The organism is Streptomyces sp. NPDC102270 (assembly GCF_044766405.1).
Taxonomy (GTDB): Bacteria; Actinomycetota; Actinomycetes; order Streptomycetales; family Streptomycetaceae; genus Streptomyces.
This window is the reverse complement of record NZ_JBIWLX010000014.1, coordinates 263,427-282,441: the sequence shown is the minus strand read 5'-3', so window position 1 is coordinate 282,441 and position 19,015 is coordinate 263,427. Positions and strand designations below refer to the sequence as shown.

Sequence of the window (19,015 nt, the reverse complement as noted above, 5' to 3'; positions counted from 1 at the left end):
GGTTTCTCCGTCGGCCTAACCGAAGAGCTTCTTGAGCTCGGCGTTGACCTTCTTCTCCGCGGTGGCGAGCGTGGCGTTCGGGTCGCCGTTCTTACGGACGCTGTTGGTGAACGCGTCGGTCAGGGCGGTGATCATGGACTGGGTCCAGCCGATGTTGTCGAAGTGCCCGAACTCGTTGAAGAGCTTGACGCCCTCGGCCGGCAGGCCCGACTTGAGCTTGGTGGCGGACTGCGCGATGGAGGTGCGCGGCGGGATGTGGAAGCCGTACGAGGTGGCCCAGTCCTCCTGGTACTGCTTCTGGTCGATCCACAGCCACTTGACGTACTCCTTGGCCGCGTCGACGTTCTTGCCCTTGGCGTTGACGAACATTGACCAACCACCGTTGTAGACCGACTGCTTGCCGTTGTCCCCGACCTTGGGGAAGGGGAAGACGCCGAGGTCGTCGCCGAGCGCCTTCTGCATGGCGGGCATCGCCCACATGCCGCAGAACTGGATGGCGCACAGGCCCTGGTTGATCGCGGACGGGTCCCAGTAGTCGGCCGGGGCGTCCAGGAGCAGGTTGCCGCTGGTGAAGAGCTGGCGCAGCTGCTTTATGCCGGCGACCACGGCGTCCGTGTGGAAGGCGGGCTTGTTGTCGGCGGTGAGGGTGTCGGCGCCGGCCGACCAGAGGAGCGGGTTGATGGCCGGGGTGAGGTCGTTGCCGAGGAAGACGCCCTTGACCTTGCTGGTGGTGAGCTTCTCCGCCGCCACGAGCAGCTCGTCGAGGGTGGTCGGCACGTCGACCTTGGCCTTCTCCAGCATGGACTTCCGGTAGAAGAAGAACTGCGGATCGTCGATCATACGGATGCCGTATATCTTGCCGTCCACCGTGTGCGACTTGATGTCGGCCGGGTTGAAGTCGTCCTTGACCGGGTCGATGATGTCGGTCAGGTCGGCGACCTGACCGCTCTTGACCATCTGGATCTGCGGGTGGAACTCGAAGACGTCGGGCGCCTGCTTGGTGAGCAGCGACGAGAAGAGCTTGGCCTCGAAGGTGTTGCCGGTGATCCAGTTGGTGGTCACGTTGGCCTTCTTGTACGCGGCCGCGTAACGCTTGATCGCCTGCTCCGTCCCCGCCTCGCCGTAGGCGTGGAACATCTGGGTGAGCTGGGTGCCCGAACCCCCGCTTCCGCCTCGGCCGTTGTTCCCGCCGCACGCGGCCAGACCGCCGGCGGCGGCCAGCCCCATCGCGGCCTGCAGAACGCTTCGACGGTTCCAGTTGGTGCTGCTCATTGCCGACATGCTGACGTCCTTGTCTCGAATACGGCTACGGCTCTGTGCCATGGCTCTGCGGCTCAGTGCCAGGTGGCTCAAATGGACCTGCGGTGCGGGACGTTAACCTTCGGCTAAGCCTTCGGCAAGGGGTTGGACGAAGTCTGCACGAAGCGTTGTGCGGCGTTCGGGATACCGGACGCCCCGGGGTTGCGGGCCGCCGCACCAGCGGCCCGCAACCCCCTTGTGGAGGCGAGGTGTTACTGCTTGAACCAGGCCTGGTTGGTCCCGCCGTTGCAGGTCCACAGGCCGACCTTGCTGCCCTCGGCCGTCGCCTGTCCGCCGACGTCCAGGCAGGTGCCCGACGCCTCGCTGACGACTTGGCCGTTGGAGTTCAGCAGCCATTGCCGGCTGCCGTCACGGGTCGCTTCCGGGCTCGTCGTGAGCCCCGAACTCCCCGCGGTCAGATAGCCGTTCACGCCCTTCAGACGGCCCTTCGCGTCGTACGACCACACCTGCTCGGGCCCGCCCGTGCAGCTGCTGATCGACGCGCCCGAGGCGCTCGCGGTCAGGCACTTGCCGGACTGCCTGCCCACCAGCGCGCCGGTGACCGCTGACGTGCCGTGGCCCTTCTGGTCGAGGACGTACGTCGTGATCGACCGGGCCGGCAGGGTCGCCGACGCCGTGCCGCCCTTGACCGACGGCTTGGCGACGTCCGCCCAGCTCTCGGTCGCCGAGGTCCGCACGGCCTTGCTCGCGCGCACCGGCGCCTTGCTGTTGAAGTGCAGCTTCACCGCGGTGTCGGTGGTGTTGTGGTTGTTGACCACGACGACCCACTTGCCGTGGTCGTCGTACGTCGACACCTCGACGCCGTCCGGTACTCCGGTCACGTTGTGGGCGACCGAGCCCGGCCGGACGAACTTGCTGTACTGGCCGAGCGCGTAGTACCGCTTGGTGAAGTACAGGGTCTGGTTGCCGTTGGTGGCGTAGTTCGGGTCGTAGTAGATCAGGCCGTCGTTCCAGCCCTCGCTGTTCTTCGCGAGCGGGTCGGAGCCGATCTGCTCGGAGAGGGCGACCCACCACTGGAACGCCGAGTCGTGCGCGGTCGCGAAGTCCTTGTAGATGATCCGGGACAGGTTCAGACCACCGTCGATCGTGGGGTCGTACTCCTGGGCCCAGCCCGTGCCGCCGTTGCCGAAGCAGCAGATCTCCGTGGACCAGGACTGCTTGCCGACCGACTTGGACGTCTCGTAGATCTTCGCCCGCTGGTCGTCGCCCGGGTTGTTGTACGTGTGATGGGCGAGCTTGTCGACGTACTGGGCGGTGCCCGGCTGCGAGATCCACTGCGGCACCTCGGTGTTGAAGCTCACCGTGGAGCTGGACTCGTCCGCGATGATGCCGGTCTTCTGCTTCCGGGCCTGCTGCTCGGCGCCCAACGCCCGCACGATGTCGTCGCGTTGGTCGACCGGCACCAGCATGCCCTCCTGGCCGCAGTCGCCGAAGCTGTTGGTGGGCTCGTTGAAGGGGCTGATGTAGTCGAACTTCACGCCCTGCTTGGCGAAGTGGGCGGTGACGTCGGCGACGTACTTCGCGTAGTCCTGCTCGTTCTCCGTCTTCAGATAGCCGCCGCAGCTCTTGGCGTTGGTCTTCCACTGCGCCGGTGCGCTGTTGACGAAGGCGATCAGGTCCTTCACGCCGTACTTGGCGGCCGCGTACAGGAACGTACGGCCCGCCTTGTCCTTGCTCCAGTCGTACGAGCCGTCGGCCTTCAGGAAGTCCTCGGGAGCGCGCGGCGCGTAGGTCACGCCGGTGCCGCCACCGCCGATGTTGTAGCGGTAACTGCTCAGTGCCAGGCCGTCCTTGGAGAACAGCAGCCTGGACACCCGGGCCTGGACCTTCGGGTCGAAGTTCTTCAGGTCGTTGACCCACCAGGCGCCCGAGGCACCGATGTTGTCGATGGTCTGGGCGGCGTGCGGGGACACTTCGGCCACCGTGGGGGTGGAGGCCGACGCGGGCGGGGCGGATATCAGGGGTCCCGCGACAGCGAACGCGGCTGCGGCTGTCAGCAGGGCCGATCTCTTGCGGTGGGGGTTGCCAGCTGCTCTCCGGGGAGCGCGCACGTGGTTTACCTCGATCGTGTGATGGTCGGCTTCTGGGCTTGCGGTGTGCTGGGCCGTTCGGGCTACGGTGATCGTGCGATCTGGGACGCCGGGTACGGCGCCAGCGTGCGGGGCCCCCGTCTCCACCGGAGCGATGGTTCGGGGCCTCCCCGTCGCCTCTGGCAGTACCAAACTGGCCAGGTCGTGAGGGAACTGGCCTCCCGGGATCGGACCACGGACAGGATCCGTGTCGCTGCCTCGGGGTCGAGTACGCCGGGGACTGGGGGTACCCCCTCTGGGGGAGCGCCCAAGACCGTTCGGGGCGTGCGGCAGAGCGGGCTCATTCCTGCTCCGTCCAGAGGAACGGTGAGACACGTGCATCCCTTCCGTCGTCATGAAGGTGGTGCGGTGTACGGCTCCTAGCGGAGGTCGTGCGCCTTGCTTCTCGCAGGAGTGGTGCGCTTTGTCGCCGACCTCTGCCCGACCGACTGGAGCGCGCCTTCGAGCGCGAACGTCGCCGCGCCCAGGCATGCCGGGTCCGTCGGGATCGGGGAGAGGACGATCTCGGTGGCGGCCATCGGCCGGGGCAGCGCGTGCCGGGCGACGGCCTCGCGCACCTCCTCGACCAGGGGCTCGCCGAGGGCGGACGCGACCCAGCTGCTGAGCACGACCACCTCGGGGTTGAAAAGGTTGACCAGGTGCGCGATGGAGGCGCCCAGATAGCGGGCGGTGTGCCGGACGACCTTGACCGCCTCCGGGTCCCCGGTGAGCATCCCGCGGGCCAGCGCGGCGATCGTCGCCGTCTGGTCGCCCGGGTGCAGCAGCTCGCTGTCGGGGCTCAGCTCCCGCAGGTTCAGCATGATCCCGGGGGCGCCCACGTACGTCTCCACGCAGCCGTGGTTGCCGCAGCGGCACTGGCGTCCGTCCAGGACGATCGTGTTGTGGCCCCACTCGCCCGCACTGTTGGACACACCGCGGTGCAGGGCGCCGCCCAGCACGAGTCCGGCGCCCACGCCGGTCCCGAGGGTCACCACCACGGCGTTCCCGCTGCCGCGCGCGGCCCCGAACCACAGCTCGGCCACGGCGACGGCACGCAGCGGATTGTCCAGGTAGAGCGGGTAGGCGATGTACTCGGAGAGCAGGTCGAGCAGCGGCACGTCGTGCCAGTCCCAGTTGGGGGCGTACTCCGAGATGCCGGTGGCGCGGTCCACCTGCCCCGGCACGCTCACGCCCACGCCGAGCACCCGGGCGCCCTCGATCCCGGCCTGCGCGACCACCGAGCCGACGGCGGCGGCGACATGGCCGACCACCTGCTCGGGGAGGCTCTCGCCGGGGCGGACGTCCTCCTCGGCCCGGGCCAGGACGTTCAGCGCGAGGTCGAACAGCTCGACGTGGACGTACGTCTCGGCGATGTCCACGCCGATCAGCGCGCCCCCCGACGCGTTGACGGCCACGAGCCCCCGGGGGCGCCCGCCGGCCGACTCCTCGAACCCGACCTCCGTGATCATGCGGAGGTCGAGCAGCTCGCCCACGAGCGTGGCGACGGTGGCCAGGCTCAGCCCGGTGGCCGCCGCCAGCTCCTGCCGGGACGTGGGCGACTCGGCGATGATCTGGCGCAACACCTCGTAGCGGTTCGCGGTGCGGATGTCGCGTGACGTGCGCTTCACCGGGCCTGCCCCCATCCCTTCGCTCATGCCGGGACGACAGTGGCACCGGCGCGGCGCAAGGTTATGGGCTGCCGGGGACTTTGTACAAGGGGTTAGGAAAGGGGCTTTATAAAGTCGGCGACGGTCAGTCGGCGAGTACGGCCCGGACGAAGGCGTTGGCGAATTTTCCCTCGGGATCCAGCTCGTGCGCCAGCTTCCGGAAGTCGCCGAGCCTCGGGTAGCGCTCGCGCAGCACCTCCGCCGGCGTGGTGAAGACCTTCCCCCAGTGCGGCCGGGCGTCGAAGGCGTCCAGTGCCTCCTCCAGCCGGTGCACCACCGGAAGGACGGCCGCGGTGTCCTCGATCCAGGTGAAGTGCAGGGCCACGGTGTCCCGGCCGCAGGAAGGGCTCAGCCACTGCTCGTCGGCGGCCACGGTCCGCACCTCGCAGATCTGGAGCACCCCGGAGACCGTGTCCCGGATGCCGTCCACCGCGTGCAGCGCCTCGATGGCCCGCTCGCGCGGCAGCAGGTACTCCGACTGGAGCTCCGTTCCGCTGCTCGGCGTGAACTCGGCCCGGAAGTGCGGCAGTCGGTCGTGCCAGGGCCCCGGCACCCCGAACTGCTCGGTGCAGTTGAGCGCGGGCATCCCCGGCACCGGGTGCATCTTCTCGGTGGCGGGCGCGGCCCACGGGAAGTCTGCAAGGGGCTGGTCCGTCCGCCGTTTGACCCAGACCTGCCGGAAGCCCGGGGCGCGCCAGTCGGTGAAGAGGCTGACGCTGTACGCCGTCGACATGACCGTCTCGAAGGCCGCCGAGTCCAGCCCGGTGAGCGGGAGTTCGGTGAAGACGTACTGCTCCACGTCGAAGGACGGCACCAGGTCCAGGGTGAGCGCGGTGACGACTCCGAGGGCGCCGAGTGAGGTGACCGCGCCGCCGAAGCGGGGGTCGTCCCGGCCGATGGTCAGCACGGAGCCGTCCGCCGTGACCAGCTCCACCTCGCGCACGGCCGAGGAGAGCGGACCGTTGCCGACGCCCGAGCCGTGGGTGCCGGTCGCCACCGAGCCGGCCACGGAAATGTGCGGCAGCGAAGCCATGTTGGGCAGCGCGAGGCCGTGGGTGTCCACCGCGCGGGCCAGTTCGGCGTACCGGACGCCGCCCGGGACCCGTACCGTACGGGCCGTGGTGTCCACGTCGATCATGGGCGGCAGGCCGGCGATCGACAGCAGGACGCCTTCCGGACCCGGCTCGGCGATCTCGTTGAAGGAGTGCCCGCTGCCCAGCACCCGCACCCGCGCGCTGTCCGCGACCAGGGCGGCGACCTCGTCGAGCGAGTGGGGCCGGTGCAGTTCCTTGGCGGAGTAGGTGATGTTCCCCGCCCAGTTGGTGATCGTCTCCGACATGTCCGTCGTTCCTCCCGGGAGTGCGTATGCGTTGACCCTCTCATTTGTCGGGGCCTACCGTAGAGAGCGTTTTCTACAAGGGTTTCCGTAACCTTCCGTAAGTCTGGAGGATCACCACCTTGCCCGAACGACCCCAGGCGCTGTTCGCCATGACCGCCGAGAACGTGCCGCTCGTCTTCCCGCCCGAGGTGCTGGCGCGGCTGCGGGAGTGGGTGGACATCGATCCCGGGCTGGTGGCCGAGGACCTCACCGACCCGGCGCTGGCGGACGTCCTGGCCCGCACGGAGATCCTCGTGACCGGCTGGGGCTGCCCCCGCCTGGACGCGGCCGTCCTCGACGCGGCCCCGAAACTCCGGGCCGTCCTGCACTCGGCCGGCTCGGTCAAGGGGTTCGCCACCCCGGAGGTCTGGCGGCGCGGGATCACCGTCTCCTCGGCGGCCGAGGCCAACGCGGTGCCCGTCGCCGAGTACACGCTCGCCGCGATCCTGCTCGCCGGCAAGGACGTCTTCGTGCGCCGGGAGCGCGTGCGTACCGAGGGCGCGGCTGCCGGGTGGGGGATCGTGCCCGGCATCGGCAACCACGGGCGGCGGGTCGGCGTGATCGGGGCGTCCAGGATCGGGCGGAAGGTGATCGAGCTGCTGCGGCCGTTCGACCTCTCGGTGAGCCTGACCGACCCGTACGTCGACGAGAGCGCGGCGGCGGAGCTGGGCGTCCCGCTGCTGCCGCTGGACGACCTCCTGCGCACCTGCGAGATCGTCAGCGTCCACGCTCCGGAGACCGCTGAGACCCGGCACCTGATCGGCCGCCGCGAACTGGCCCTCATGCCGGACGCCGGGGTGCTGATCAACACCGCGCGCGGATCCCTGGTCGACACGGACGCCCTGGTCGACGAGCTCCGCACCGGCCGCCTGAGCGCGATCCTGGACGTCACCGACCCCGAACCCCTGCCCACCGACTCCCCCCTCCACGACCTCCCGAACGCCTTCGTCACCCCGCACCTGGCCGGATCCCAGGGCAACGAACTGGCACGCCTGGGCCTGGCCGTCGTGGCGGAGGCGGAGCGGGTGGTGTCGGGGGGAGCGGTCGCGTACCCCGTACTGCTCGAGGCCCTGGAGCACGGCGCTTGACGGCTCGGTGGGTTGCCTGGGTGTGAGGTGTGAGCCTGGGGCGCTACGGCGTTGTCGGCTGTGTGGGTAGGGCGGCGACGAGTGGGTGTCGTGGGCGGGGTGCGGGAGTGGCGTACCCAGTGCTGTTCGAAGCACTGGAGGGGGAGGGTCGACGCTCGGTGGGCTGTGTGGGCCTGTGGGGTGTGGATCCGTGCCGGTGCGGCATTCGGCTGCGTGAGTGGGCCAGCGATGAGTGGGCGCGGCTGGTCCGGCTGTCCTGGCCGGGCCAGGCGTGGCGTACCCGGTGGTGTTCGAGGGGCTGTAGCGGGTCGCTTGACGGCTCGGTGGGCTGACTGGGCAGGGAGTGAACGCGGGCCGCTACGGCATGGGCGGCTGCGCGCATAGGGCGGCGACGAGTGGGTGTCGTGGGCGGGGCGCGGGAGTGGCGTACCCGGTGCTGTTCGAGGCGCAGGAGCGGGAGGGCTGACGCTCGGTGGGCTGTGGGGGCCTGTGGGGTGCGGATCCGTGCCGGTGCGGCATTCGGCTGCGTGAGTGGGCCAGCGATGAGTTGGCGCGGCTGGTCCGCTGTCCTGGCCGGCCCAGGCGTGGCGTACCCGGTGGTGTTCGAGGGGCTGTAGCGGGTCGCTTGACGGCTCGGTGGGCTGACTGGGCAGGGAGTGAACCCGGGCCGCTACGGCATGGGCGGCTGCGCGCATAGGGCGGCGACGAGTGGGTGTCGTGGGCGGGGCGCGGGAGTGGGGTACCCGGTGCTGTTCGAGGCGCAGGAGCGGGAGGGGCGACGCTTGGTGGGTGTCTGGGTGTGAGGTGTGGACCCGTGCCGCGACGAGATGGCGTGGTTGGTTCGGCTGTCCTGGCCGGCGCAGGCGTGGCGTACCCGGTGTGTCCGAGGCGCTGGAGTGCGGCGCCAGACCCCTCGGTAGCCTGCCTCGGCATGAGCCCTGAACCCGTCCCCGCCGCCCTCCCGCAGACCGAGCTGACCCGGCACCGACGGCTGCGTGAGCAGGGCAGCCTGGACCGGGCGGATCTGGACGCCGTCCTCGACGCCGGGTTCGTCTGTCATCTTGGAGTGGTGGTCGAGGGGCGGCCGCTGGTCGTGCCCACGGTGTACGGGCGGGACGAGCGGCAGCTCTATCTGCACGGCTCGGTGGCCAGCCGCAGTCTCGCCGGTGGTACGCCGGTCTGTGTCACGGTCACGCACGTCGACGGGCTGGTCCTCGCGCGGTCCGTCTTCGAGCACGGCGTCAACTACCGCAGCGCCATGATCCACGGCGAGGCCCGCAAGGTGACCGACCCTGAGGAGAAGCTGGCCGGCCTGCGCCGGCTGACCGAACACGCGACCCCCGGACAGTGGTCGTACGCCCGGCAGCCGAGCCGGAAGGAACTCGCGGCCACCACCCTGCTCGAGCTCAGCCTCGACGAGGCCTCCGTCAAGATCCGCACCGGCGCGCCCGACGACGGCGACGGACCCGACGCCGAACTGGGGCTGTGGGCCGGTGTGCTTCCGCTCACCTCGGTGTGGGGCGCGCCCGTTCCCGACCCGTCTCTGCCTCCCGAAACGCCCATACCGTCCCACATCGCGCGCCGTGAGGGGACCCGGCACGGGTGATGTCGGTGCGAGGGCATACCGTGAGGAGTCGGTCGTACGTCTGAGCCGGGAGGAGACACGGGATGGGCAGCCGTACCGCGCTGGTCGAGGATCTGATGGAGAGGTTCCCGCAGGTTCCACGGGAAGCCGTCTTCAAGGAGGACCTGCTGCGCGGTGGCGTGGCCTTCGATCCGTCCGCCCTCAGCGACAACGAGTCCGGTGAGGTGAAGCCGAAGTCGTACTTCATCTTCTCCTTCGACCACGGGACCCTGCCGGAGCTGGGCGAGGCCGCGCTGCGCCGGCCGCCGGAGGAGATCATCCTCACCGGCGGACCGTACGACCTCAGGCGGACGGTGGTGTCGGTGCGGGTGAACCCCGCCTCGCCCTACCGCGTGGCGGCCGACGACTCCGGCATGCTCGGGCTCTACCTTGACGGCAAGCGGATCGCCGACGTGGGCGTGCCGCCGATGCCGGAGTACTACCGGCACAAGCTCTCCAGCGGAAAGTCCGTCATGGAGGTCGCCCCGACCATCCAGTGGGGCTACCTGATCTATCTGACCGTCTTCCGGGTGTGCCAGTACTTCGGCGCGAAGGAGGAGTGCCAGTACTGCGACATCAACCACAACTGGCGCCAGCACAAGGCGGCGGGGCGGCCGTACACGGGCGTCAAGGACGTGGACGAGGTCCTGGAGGCGCTCGAGATCATCAACCGGTACGACACCGACAAGATCTCCACCGCCTACACGCTCACCGGCGGCGCGATCACCTCGAAGCTCCAGGGCCGGGACGAGGCCGACTTCTACGGCATGTACGCCAAGGCCATCGAGGAGCACTTCCCGGGCCGCTGGATCGGCAAGGTCGTCGCGCAGGCGCTGCCGAAGGACGACGTGCAGCGCTTCAAGGACTACGGCGTGCAGATCTACCACCCCAACTACGAGGTGTGGGACGAGTACCTCTTCAAGATGTACTGCCCGGGCAAGGAGCGGTACGTCGGCCGCGACGTGTGGCACAAGCGGATCCTGGACTCGGCGGAGGTGTTCGGGGCACGCAATGTCATCCCCAACTTCGTCGCGGGCGTCGAGATGGCGGAGCCCTTCGGCTTCAAGACGGTCGACGAGGCCATCGCGTCCACCACCGAGGGCCTGCGGTTCTTCATGTCGCACGGCATCACGCCCCGCTTCACCACCTGGTGCCCCGAGCCGACGACCCCGCTCGGCAAGGCCAACCCGCACGGTGCGCCGCTGGAGTACCACATCCGGCTGCTCCAGGCCTATCGCCAGACCATGGACGACTTCGGTCTCTCCTCGCCCCCCGGGTACGGCCCGCCCGGACCCGGCCGTGCCGTCTTCTCGGTGAGCTCCTTCATGGACAGCCTTCCGGCGGCCCCGGAACCGGCCGAGGTCTGATCGGCGCGACAACGGCGCCGGCCCGCTTCGGGGCCGGCGCCGCTTGGTGACCCCCATGGCCGGACTTCCCCGTTACGGCTGATTCCTGGTGGCGGGATTGATACGTTTCCGCCTCCGGTCCGTACACAAGGACGCGACTCCGCGCAGCACTGTGCCGTGGGGGAGTGGACCGAACCTTCGGTAACCGATTTGAATAGCGTGCTTGTCAGTTGTGTGGGAGGCGTGAAAGGCTCCTGTCCTGCCGCGAGGTTCCCCCCAACTCCTTTGCCAGTATGGCGAGTTGACTTCGCTTTCGATGCAGGAGACCCATGCCCGACCTGCCGACCCCCCAGGACGCCGCCGAGGCCGCGCTGTTCTCCGAGTGCTGGGATGCCGTGCTGTCGTACGCCGATCTGTGCACGGCCGGCTCCACCGCCGCCACCGAACTGGCCACGGAGGCGTTCTCCCTCGGCATGCGCGAGGCCCGCGAGGCGGAGGCCGCCGTACGTGGCGCCGGCCGCCGTCCGGCCCGGCTGCCCCGCATACCCCTGCTGCTCACCGCAGTTCGCACCACCGCCGCGGACTGGGAGACCCAGGGCCTCGGCCACCGCCTCGACCCCGATCTGCGGCTGTGGCTCAACTCCGACAAGGCCGCCCGCTACACCGGCCCGCCGCTGCAGCGCCCCATCGCCCTGCGCGGACTGCGCGATCTGCAGGCGGCGGACGCCGAACTGCTGTGGCTGGCCGAGGTGGAGGCGCTGCCGCTGCCCACGGTGGCCCGCCGGCTCGGCCTCGACCCGGCCACCGTGGGCGACGAACTCGCCCAGGTGCGCGGCCTGTTCCGGGACCGCAGCCACCGCAACCACCTCGACATGCCGATGGACGCGCAGTGCCGCAGCTACGCCCGGCTGCTGGACGCCGTCACCCGCTCCACCTCCGGGGAGACCCCGCCCGACCTCTCCCGCCATCTCGCGCGATGCCGGCAGTGCGCGGAGGCCGCCGCCTGTCTTCGCCTGCACGGCGGCGGCCTGCCCGCGGCCCTCGCGGGCGGGGTGATCGGCTGGGGCGGACTCGCCTATCTGGAGCGCCGCCGCCGGGCCGCCGAGGTACGCCTGGGCGTCGGACACCCACTGGCACTGGAGAGCGGGCCCCCGAACCCCGGCGCGCACAAGGCGAAGGCCGTACGCAACGGGCTGCTGGTCGCCGCTGTCCTCGTCTCCCTGCTCGCCCTCGCGGTGTCGATGATGCCGGGCGACGACATGAAGAACGGCGCCGCCGGGCCCGGCACCTCGGCCGAGGGCCAGCCGGTGGCCAACCCCACCTGGTCCGTCCCCACCGCCACCTCGGGGGCGCCCGGTTCGGCGGGGACCTCCAGGACGCCCGCGGGGAACCCGTCGGAGTCCACGAGTGTGAAGAACTCCGACCCCGAACCCCAGGGCACCTCCTCCGCCGGCGCCGAGGGACCCGAGCCCAGCGAGAGCGTCACGCCGGCCTGCCGGGTCGAGTACTCCCTCGTCAACCAGTGGCCCGACGGCTTCCAGGCCGCCGTCACCGTCACCACCACCGAGGCTCTCGGCGACTGGCGGGTCACCTGGTCCTTCAAGGACGGCCAGAAGGTGACGCAGATGTGGGACGCGGACTTCACCCAGAGCGGCGCGAAGGTCACCGCGAGCGCCGCCGACTACAACAAGTCGGTCCCCGCGGACGGTTCGCTCTCCTTCGGCTTCCTCGCCTCCTGGCAGAGCAGGAACGCCCCGGCGTACGCCTTCTCCCTCAACGGGCGGGAGTGCGCCAAGTCCTGACGGTGTATCAGGTCGGCAGACTGTTGGACAGCCGTTGGGTACGGCGTCGCCTACTTCGCCGCCCACAAGCCCCTGACGTGCCCGATGTGCCGGGTCATGACCTCGTGGACCGCCCTCCGGTCGCGGGCGATCAGCGCGTCGAGGAGTTCGAGGTGCTCCTCGGCGGAAGCCAGCAGACGGCCGGACTTCACCAGCGGGGTGAGGCCGTACAGACGCGACCGCTTGCGGAGGTCGCCGACCACCTCGACCAGGTGGGCGTTGCCCGCGAGGGCGAGCAGGCCGAGGTGGAAGCGGGTGTCGGCCTCGACGTACGCGATGAGGTCACCGGACACCGCCGCCTGGACGATCTCCCGGGCGGCGGGACGCAGCGCCTCCAGGGAGACCGGGTCGGCGGTCGAGGCCAGCTCCACGACGGTCGGGATCTCGACGAGCGAGCGGATGTGGGTGTACTCGTCGAGCTGCTTCTCGGAGACCGCGGTGACCCGGAACCCCTTGTTGGGGACGGTGTCGACCAGGCCCTCCTTGGCGAGGTCGAGCATGGCCTCGCGCACGGGCGTGGCCGACACGCCGAAGCGGGCGGCGAGCGCGGGCGCCGAGTACACCTGCCCCGGGAGCAGTTCGCCCGCGATCAGCGCGGCCCGCAGGGCGTCGGCGACCCGCTCCCGGTAGCTGCTCTTCTTGCCGCCGAGGACGGGCAGGGCGGGGGCAGCGGCGGCGGGGGTACTGGATCGCTGGGCGGCCATGAGAGGCATCTCCTAGTGGTGCAAGTGCAAGTGCAATGTCACGCGGCACCGGGCATTATCCTCGACGTTCCGGGACACGCTCAGGCCTCACAGGACGAATCCCGCCGGGAACGGGTCGGTCGGATCGAGCAGGTACTGGGCCGTGCCGGTGATCCAGGCGCGCCCGGTGAAACTGGGCAGGACAGCCGGACGGCCCGCCACCTCCGTCGTACCGAGGAGCCGGCCCGTGAACCGCGTCCCGATGAAGGACTCGTTCACGAACTCGGTGTGCAGCGGGAGTTCACCGCGCGCGTGCAACTGGGCCATGCGCGCACTGGTACCGGTGCCGCAGGGGGAGCGGTCGAACCAGCCCGGATGGATGGCCATCGCGTGCCGGGAGTGCCGGGCGGTGGCACCGGGCGCGATCAGATGGACGTGATGACAGCCGTGGATGGACGGATCCGCCGGGTGGACGGGCTCCTCCTCCGCGTTGATCGCCGCCATGAGGGACAGCCCCGCCTTCAGGATGTCGTCCTTGCGGTCCCGGTCGAAGGGCAGCCCGAACTCCGTCAGCGGCAGGATGGCGTAGAAGTTGCCGCCGTACGCCAGGTCATAGGTCACCGTCCGCCCGTCGGCCAGTGCGATCTTGCGGTCCAGGGCGACGGAGAAGGACGGCACGTTCCGCAGCGTGACGTTCTTCGCCCTGCCGTCCTCCACCGCGACCTCGGCGACGACGAGACCCGCCGGGGTGTCGAGCCGGATCGTGGTGACCGGTTCGACGACCTCGACCATGCCGGTCTCCACCAGCACGGTCGCCACCCCGATCGTGCCGTGTCCGCACATCGGCAGATAGCCCGAGACCTCGATGTACACGACACCCCAGTCGCAGTCCGGGCGGGTCGGCGGCTGGAGGATCGCGCCGCTCATCGCCGAGTGCCCGCGCGGCTCGTTCATCAGCAGCTGCTTGATGTCGTCGCGGTGCTCACGGAAGTACAGCCGCCGCTCGTTCATGGTCGCGCCGGGGATCGTGCCGATCCCGCCGGTGATCACGCGGGTGGGCATGCCCTCGGTGTGCGAGTCGACGGCGTGCAGGACGAGTGTGCTGCGCATGGTCCGCTCTCCTTGACGAGTTACGCGAGTCCCGCGGCGACGGCCTTCTCCGTGGCGGCCCGCACGACGGTCTCCTGCTCGGGCAGCAGGGGGACGCGCGGTGGCCGCACGGGCCCGCCGTGCCGGCCGACGATGTCCATCGACATCTTGATGGCCTGCACGAACTCGACCTTGGAGTCCCAGCGCAGCAGCGGGTGCAGTTGCTCATACAGCTTCTTCGCGGTGGCCAGGTCACCGCTCACGGCGGTCCGGTACAGCTCGACCGAGGACCTGGGCAGCGCGTTCGGGTAACCGGCCACCCAGCCCTTCGCCCCGGCCAGTGCCAGCTCCAGCAGGACGTCGTCGGCGCCGATCAACAGATCGAGTTCCGGGGCGAGTTCGGCCAGCTGGTAGGCGCGTCGGACATCACCGGAGAACTCCTTGACCGCGCGGATGAACCCCTCCCCGTGCAGCTTGGCGAGCAGCTCCGGCACCAGGTCGACCTTGGTGTCGATGGGGTTGTTGTACGCCACGACCGGCAGGCCCGCCTTCGCGACCTCGGCGTAGTGCGCGAGGACCGACCGTTCGTCGGCGCGGTAGGCGTTGGGCGGCAGCAGCATCACGGACGCACAACCGGCGTCACGCGCCTGCTCGGCCCAGCGGCGGGATTCCGCCGAGCCGTACGCGGCCACCCCAGGCATCACCCGCTCACCGCCTATCGCGGCCACGGCCGTCTCCACGACCTTGGCCCGCTCCTCGGGCGTGAGCACCTGGTACTCGCCCAGCGAGCCGTTCGGTACGACGCCGTCGCAGCCGTTCTCGACCAGCCAGGCGCAGTGCTCGGCGTACTTGTCGTAGTTCACCGACAGGTCGTCGTTCAACGGGAGGGCGGTGGCGACGAGGACTCCGCGCCACGGACGAAGGCTGGTGGTCATGTAAATCGCCTCTCCATAGGGTCCATAGACTCTGACAGTCTCAATAGGGTGTGACATTTCACTGCTCTTCGGTCTCTCCGGCCTGCGCCAGCACGCCCAGCGGTACCGGCCGTGCGAACGGTCTGCGCCCCGCCGTCTCCGCGCACCCGGCGACTCCGGCCACCCCGGGCCCGCACACCCGGCCCTGGCACCAGCCCATCCCGGCCCGCGTGAGCAGCTTCACGGTCCGCAGATCACCGGCCCCCAGCTCGCGTACCGCCTCCCGCACCGCACCGGCGGACACCTCCTCGCACCGGCACACCACCGTCTCGTCGGTGACCTGCTCGGCCCAGTGCGCGGGCGGCGCGTACACGGAGTCGACGGCGGCGAAGAAGGCCCGCAGCTTCTCCCGGGTGCGTGCGGCGGCCGCCCACTCACCCGGATCCGGCGCCCGCCCGGCCAGCCGTGCCGCGATCGACCGCCCGGCGATGTGCCCCTCGGCGAGCGACAGGGCGGAGCCGCCGATGCCGGTGGTCTCGCCCGCCGCCCACACGCCCGGCACGTCGGTGCGCTGCTCGTCGTCGGCGTAGACGTCCGTCCCGTCGATCCGGCAGCCCAGCGCGTCCGCGAGGTCGGTGTGCGGCAGCATGCCGTGGCCCACGGCGAGGGTGTCGCAGGCAAGCCGACGCCGGGTGTCCGGGCGCACCCGTCCGTCCCGGTCGAGGGCGGCGATCGTGACCGCCTCAAGCCGCTCGGTGCCGTGCGCCGCCACGACGGTGTGGTGCAGGAGCGTCCGCACCCGGTGACGGAGCAACCGGCCCGCGTATCCGGCCCCTTCGGCCAGCTTGTCCGGCCGGCCCGCCAGCGCCCGGGACCGCCGTACGAACGACGTCGGGTCGGCCGAGTCCACCAGCGCGGCGACCGTCGCGCCCGCCGCGGCGAGCCCGGTGGCGACGGGCAGCAGCAGCGGTCCGGTCCCGGCGACGACAGCGGTACGGCCGGGCAGCACGAGCCCGCCCTTGAGCATGGCCTGTGCCCCGCCCGCGGTGACGACACCGGGCAGGGTCCAGCCGGGAAAGGGCAGCACCTTCTCGTAGCCGCCAGTGGCGAGGAGGACCGCGTCGGCGCGCACCTCGACTGGTTCCTCCTGCGCGGGCCCGGTGAGAGCGTGCACGGTGAAACCGGCCGTACCCCGGCGCTCGACGAACCAGACATGATGGTCCGTCAACTGCCGTACAATCCCTGCCCGTACGTAGGCGCGCAGTCCGTCCCGCAGCCTCTCCCAGGTGCGCCACTGATGATGCAGCGCCTGGGGGCGACGGGCCCCGAGCCCCGGCGCGGGCTGCCGGTAGAACTGCCCGCCCGCCTCCGCCGCCGAGTCGATCAGCGCGACATGGATGCCGCGGGCGGCCGCCGCGAGGGTCGCGGCGAGCCCGGCCGGGCCCGCGCCGATCACCACCAGACGCGGTTCACTCATGGTGGCCCGTCCCCTCCTGCGTGCGGATCGCGTCGCCCGGCCGCAGGGGCGCCAGGCAAGCCCGTTGGTTCGGGCGGTCGTTGACGGTCACCAGGCAGTCGAAGCAGACGCCGATGCCGCAGAAGATCCCGCGTGGGCGGCCCTCGCCCCGGGTGGTGCGCCAGGAGGTGACCCCCGCGGTCCACAGCGCGGCGGCGACGGTCTGACCCGGCAGGGCCTCGATCTCCCGTCCGTCGAGCGTGACGGTGAAGGCGGGACCGGGCTCGGCGCCCACCAGCTCCAGCGGATTCACGAGGCCTCCTCGCAGCCGGACGACGCGTCGCACGAGGAGCCGGAGGCGGGGAAACGGTCCGGCCGGAAGGGTGCGAGATCCAGTTCGGGAGCGTGTCCGGCCAGCACCTGGGCGATCAACTGCCCGGTCCCGGTGGACAGTCCGATGCCCGCGCCCTCGTGACCGCATGCGTGGAACAGCCCGGGCACCCGCGGATCGGGGCCGATCGCGGGCAGATGATCGGGCATGTACGGCCGGAAGCCGAGGTACGTCCGCATCGCGCGCACCTCCTCCAGGAACGGGAACAGCCGGGTCGCGCCCGCCGCCAGCGCCCGCAGCGCGGGCAACGACAACGAGCGGTCGAAGCCCACCCGTTCACGGGTCGAGCCGATCAGGACGGGCCCCGCCGCCGTCCCCTCGACGACCGGCGAGCTCTGCAGGGCCGCCGAGTCGCTGGCCACGTCGGCCACGTAGTCGGCGGCGTACACCTTGTGGCGGACCAGGCGGGGGAGCGGCTCGGTGACGAGGACGAAACCGCGCCGGGGGAGCACGGGAAGGTCCACTCCCGCCAGCGCGGCCAGCTCACCGCCCCAGGTCCCGGCGGCGTTGACGACATAGGGCGCGTGGATCTCGCCCCGGTCCGTCCGCAGCCCGCGTACGGCGCCGCCGGCACCGCGCAGGACCTCGGTCACCGTCGCACCGGTGAACAGGCGGGCACCCGAGGCCCGTACGAGATGGGCGGCGGCCAGCGCCGGCATGACCTGCGCGTCCTGGGGATACAGCACACCGCCCGCGAGCCCGGACGCCAAGTGGGGCTCCAGTTCCCGGAGTCGGGCCGCGTCCACCCGCACCGCCTCGACGCCCGCCGCCCGTTGCCCGGTCGCGAACCTCTCCAGCGCCGCGAGGCCCTTGGGAGTGGACGCGACGACCACGCCGCCCTTGAGCTGGTACTCGATCGCGTCGCCGATCTCCCGCGCCAGCTCGGCCCACAACCGGCCGGACAGTAGGGCGAGTTCGAGCTCGGGACCCGGCTCCTTGTCGGAGACGAGGAGATTGCCCTCACCGGCGCCGGTCGTGCCGCCGGCCACCGGGCCGCGGTCGACGACGATCACGTCGAAGCCTGCTCGGGTGGCGTACAGGGCACAGGCCGCGCCCACCATCCCGGCACCGACGACCACAACATCGCAGGTCAGTCGCTTGCTCACGCCAGTACTATGTCACATGCCGCTGCGGGCGGAAACACCGTCAGTCGAGCTCGCCCGGGTCTGCGGCCGGGGTGCGGCCCGCGTGGACGTCCTTCAGACGCGCCGTGCCCAGCTTCGCCGCCTGCTCGGTGCTGTCGTGGTCGGCCCCGCCGAGGCCGCCGTTGGTGATGGTGATCGCGTCCGAACCGACCCGCAGGGCCGCCACGTCGAGGGTCAGGGTGGCAGGGGCGCCGCCCGAGGTGCCCTGGACCGTGACCCGCAGCCCCTGACGGGCATCACCCACCTTGGGCAGGGAGGTCGAGACCACCTGGACCGTGCGCTGCCCGCCCGAGCTGTCCTTCGCCGTGAACTGGTCGCACGTGACCGGCAGACTCTTCAACCAGGCGAAGGACGTGTCCAGGGCGGCCTTGTCATAGGCGGCCACCTGGTACAGCAGCCGGGACGCACCCTCCTCGAAGCCGGTGAGCGCGGACGCCCCGGACGGCTTGCCCAGAAGATCGTCGCTGTAGAGCCGGTCGAGGAGCTTCTGGCAGTCCGCGGCGTCCGCCTTGGCGGTGAGGAAGTCGGCGACGTCCACCTTGCCGACCAGCAGGCTGTCGCGCCAGGTGGCCGCGTTCTTGACCTGGTTCCAGTCGTCCTCCAGGTCTGCCTCGGTCACCAGCGCGGCCCGCGCCCCGGCCGGGGTGAGCGGGGCCGGGGACGCCTGCGCGAGGGGCGAGGAGGAGATCCGCGTGGTGTCCGCGCGGTCCGGCCCGCTGTCGTCACCGTCCCCGTCCGAGCACGCCGCAGTCGCCAACAGGACTCCGGCAGCCAGGGCCGGGGCGAGGGCGCGCAGGGGGCGGGGTGGGCGGGGCGGACGGTGGCTCATCACGAGGTCTCCTGGTGATGGGGGTCGGTTCCATGCCACAGCCGCTCCTCCCGGACGACCAGCGCACCGGGCTGTTCGAGTGAGGGCGGCGCTCGCAGCGGGGTCGGAAAACCGGTGGCGCACCCGACGCGAGCGCCTCTAAGGTGAGAACGCTTCGCACGGCGGCTCACGGCTG

General features: G+C 70.7%; 15 protein-coding genes. 4 read left to right on the top strand and 11 right to left on the bottom strand.

The genetic code is table 11. From position 1 onward, the window contains the following. Positions 1-15: 15 nt before the first annotated feature. The 4 genes from ACIRP7_RS29705 to ACIRP7_RS29690 form a co-directional block, all read right to left on the bottom strand. The gene (locus ACIRP7_RS29705) at positions 16-1,281 is read right to left on the bottom strand and encodes an ABC transporter substrate-binding protein (RefSeq protein ID WP_403665419.1); all 1,266 of its coding nucleotides are present in this window, start codon (positions 1,279-1,281) and stop codon (positions 16-18) included. A gap of 230 nt (positions 1,282-1,511) precedes the next feature. Beyond that, a complete protein-coding gene (locus ACIRP7_RS29700; RefSeq protein WP_403665417.1) occupies positions 1,512-3,371 on the bottom strand; it encodes a glycoside hydrolase in 1,860 nt (619 codons plus the stop codon). Between the two features lie 398 nt (positions 3,372-3,769). Further along, a complete protein-coding gene (locus ACIRP7_RS29695; RefSeq protein ID WP_403665516.1) occupies positions 3,770-5,017 on the bottom strand; it encodes an ROK family transcriptional regulator in 1,248 nt (415 codons plus the stop codon). 124 nt (positions 5,018-5,141) lie between these two features. Further along, positions 5,142-6,395, bottom strand: coding sequence for an FAD-binding protein (locus tag ACIRP7_RS29690; RefSeq protein ID WP_403665415.1), 1,254 nt, complete (start codon positions 6,393-6,395; stop codon positions 5,142-5,144). Between the two features lie 119 nt (positions 6,396-6,514). Between ACIRP7_RS29690 and ACIRP7_RS29685 the strand changes: the two genes are divergently transcribed. The 4 genes from ACIRP7_RS29685 to ACIRP7_RS29670 all read left to right on the top strand — a co-directional run bounded on the left by ACIRP7_RS29685 (position 6,515) and on the right by ACIRP7_RS29670 (position 12,294). Beyond that, positions 6,515-7,522: a hydroxyacid dehydrogenase gene (locus ACIRP7_RS29685; RefSeq protein WP_403665413.1), complete on the top strand. Its 1,008-nt coding sequence runs from the start codon at positions 6,515-6,517 to the stop codon at positions 7,520-7,522. A gap of 931 nt (positions 7,523-8,453) precedes the next feature. Beyond that, on the top strand, positions 8,454-9,128 hold the full coding sequence (locus tag ACIRP7_RS29680) for a pyridoxamine 5'-phosphate oxidase family protein (RefSeq protein WP_403665411.1): 675 nt from the start codon (positions 8,454-8,456) through the stop codon (positions 9,126-9,128). A 62-nt stretch (positions 9,129-9,190) separates the two neighbouring features. Then, a complete protein-coding gene (locus tag ACIRP7_RS29675) occupies positions 9,191-10,513 on the top strand; it encodes a radical SAM protein (protein WP_352381743.1) in 1,323 nt (440 codons plus the stop codon). 308 nt (positions 10,514-10,821) lie between these two features. Further along, the gene (locus tag ACIRP7_RS29670) at positions 10,822-12,294 is read left to right on the top strand and encodes a cellulose binding domain-containing protein (RefSeq protein ID WP_403665409.1); all 1,473 of its coding nucleotides are present in this window, start codon (positions 10,822-10,824) and stop codon (positions 12,292-12,294) included. 50 nt (positions 12,295-12,344) lie between these two features. Here the strand turns inward: ACIRP7_RS29670 and ACIRP7_RS29665 are convergent, their stop codons facing one another. From ACIRP7_RS29665 to ACIRP7_RS29635, 7 genes are all read right to left on the bottom strand, one after another. Further along, positions 12,345-13,037 carry a GntR family transcriptional regulator gene (locus ACIRP7_RS29665; RefSeq protein ID WP_403665407.1) on the bottom strand — a complete coding sequence of 231 codons (693 nt, stop codon included), beginning with the start codon at positions 13,035-13,037 and terminating at the stop codon, positions 12,345-12,347. An 87-nt stretch (positions 13,038-13,124) separates the two neighbouring features. Further along, positions 13,125-14,126, bottom strand: a complete 1,002-nt coding sequence (locus ACIRP7_RS29660) for a proline racemase family protein (RefSeq protein ID WP_403665405.1) — start codon at positions 14,124-14,126, stop codon at positions 13,125-13,127. 20 nt (positions 14,127-14,146) lie between these two features. Beyond that, entirely contained in the window at positions 14,147-15,040 is an 894-nt protein-coding gene (locus tag ACIRP7_RS29655) for a dihydrodipicolinate synthase family protein (protein WP_403665403.1), read from the bottom strand. A gap of 58 nt (positions 15,041-15,098) precedes the next feature. Continuing rightward, complete coding sequence (locus tag ACIRP7_RS29650) at positions 15,099-16,496, bottom strand: FAD-dependent oxidoreductase (protein ID WP_403665401.1); 1,398 nt, start codon at positions 16,494-16,496, stop codon at positions 15,099-15,101. Further along, entirely contained in the window at positions 16,489-16,788 is a 300-nt protein-coding gene (locus ACIRP7_RS29645; RefSeq protein WP_403665399.1) for a (2Fe-2S)-binding protein, read from the bottom strand. Before ACIRP7_RS29645 ends, ACIRP7_RS29650 begins: the two co-directional genes overlap by 8 nt. After that, positions 16,785-17,972 (bottom strand): NAD(P)/FAD-dependent oxidoreductase, encoded by a 1,188-nt coding sequence (locus tag ACIRP7_RS29640; protein WP_403665397.1) that lies wholly within the window; start codon positions 17,970-17,972, stop codon positions 16,785-16,787. Before ACIRP7_RS29640 ends, ACIRP7_RS29645 begins: the two co-directional genes overlap by 4 nt. Positions 17,973-18,012: 40 nt before the next feature. Continuing rightward, a complete protein-coding gene (locus ACIRP7_RS29635) occupies positions 18,013-18,840 on the bottom strand; it encodes a hypothetical protein (protein ID WP_403665395.1) in 828 nt (275 codons plus the stop codon). Between the last annotated feature and the right edge of the window lie 175 nt (positions 18,841-19,015).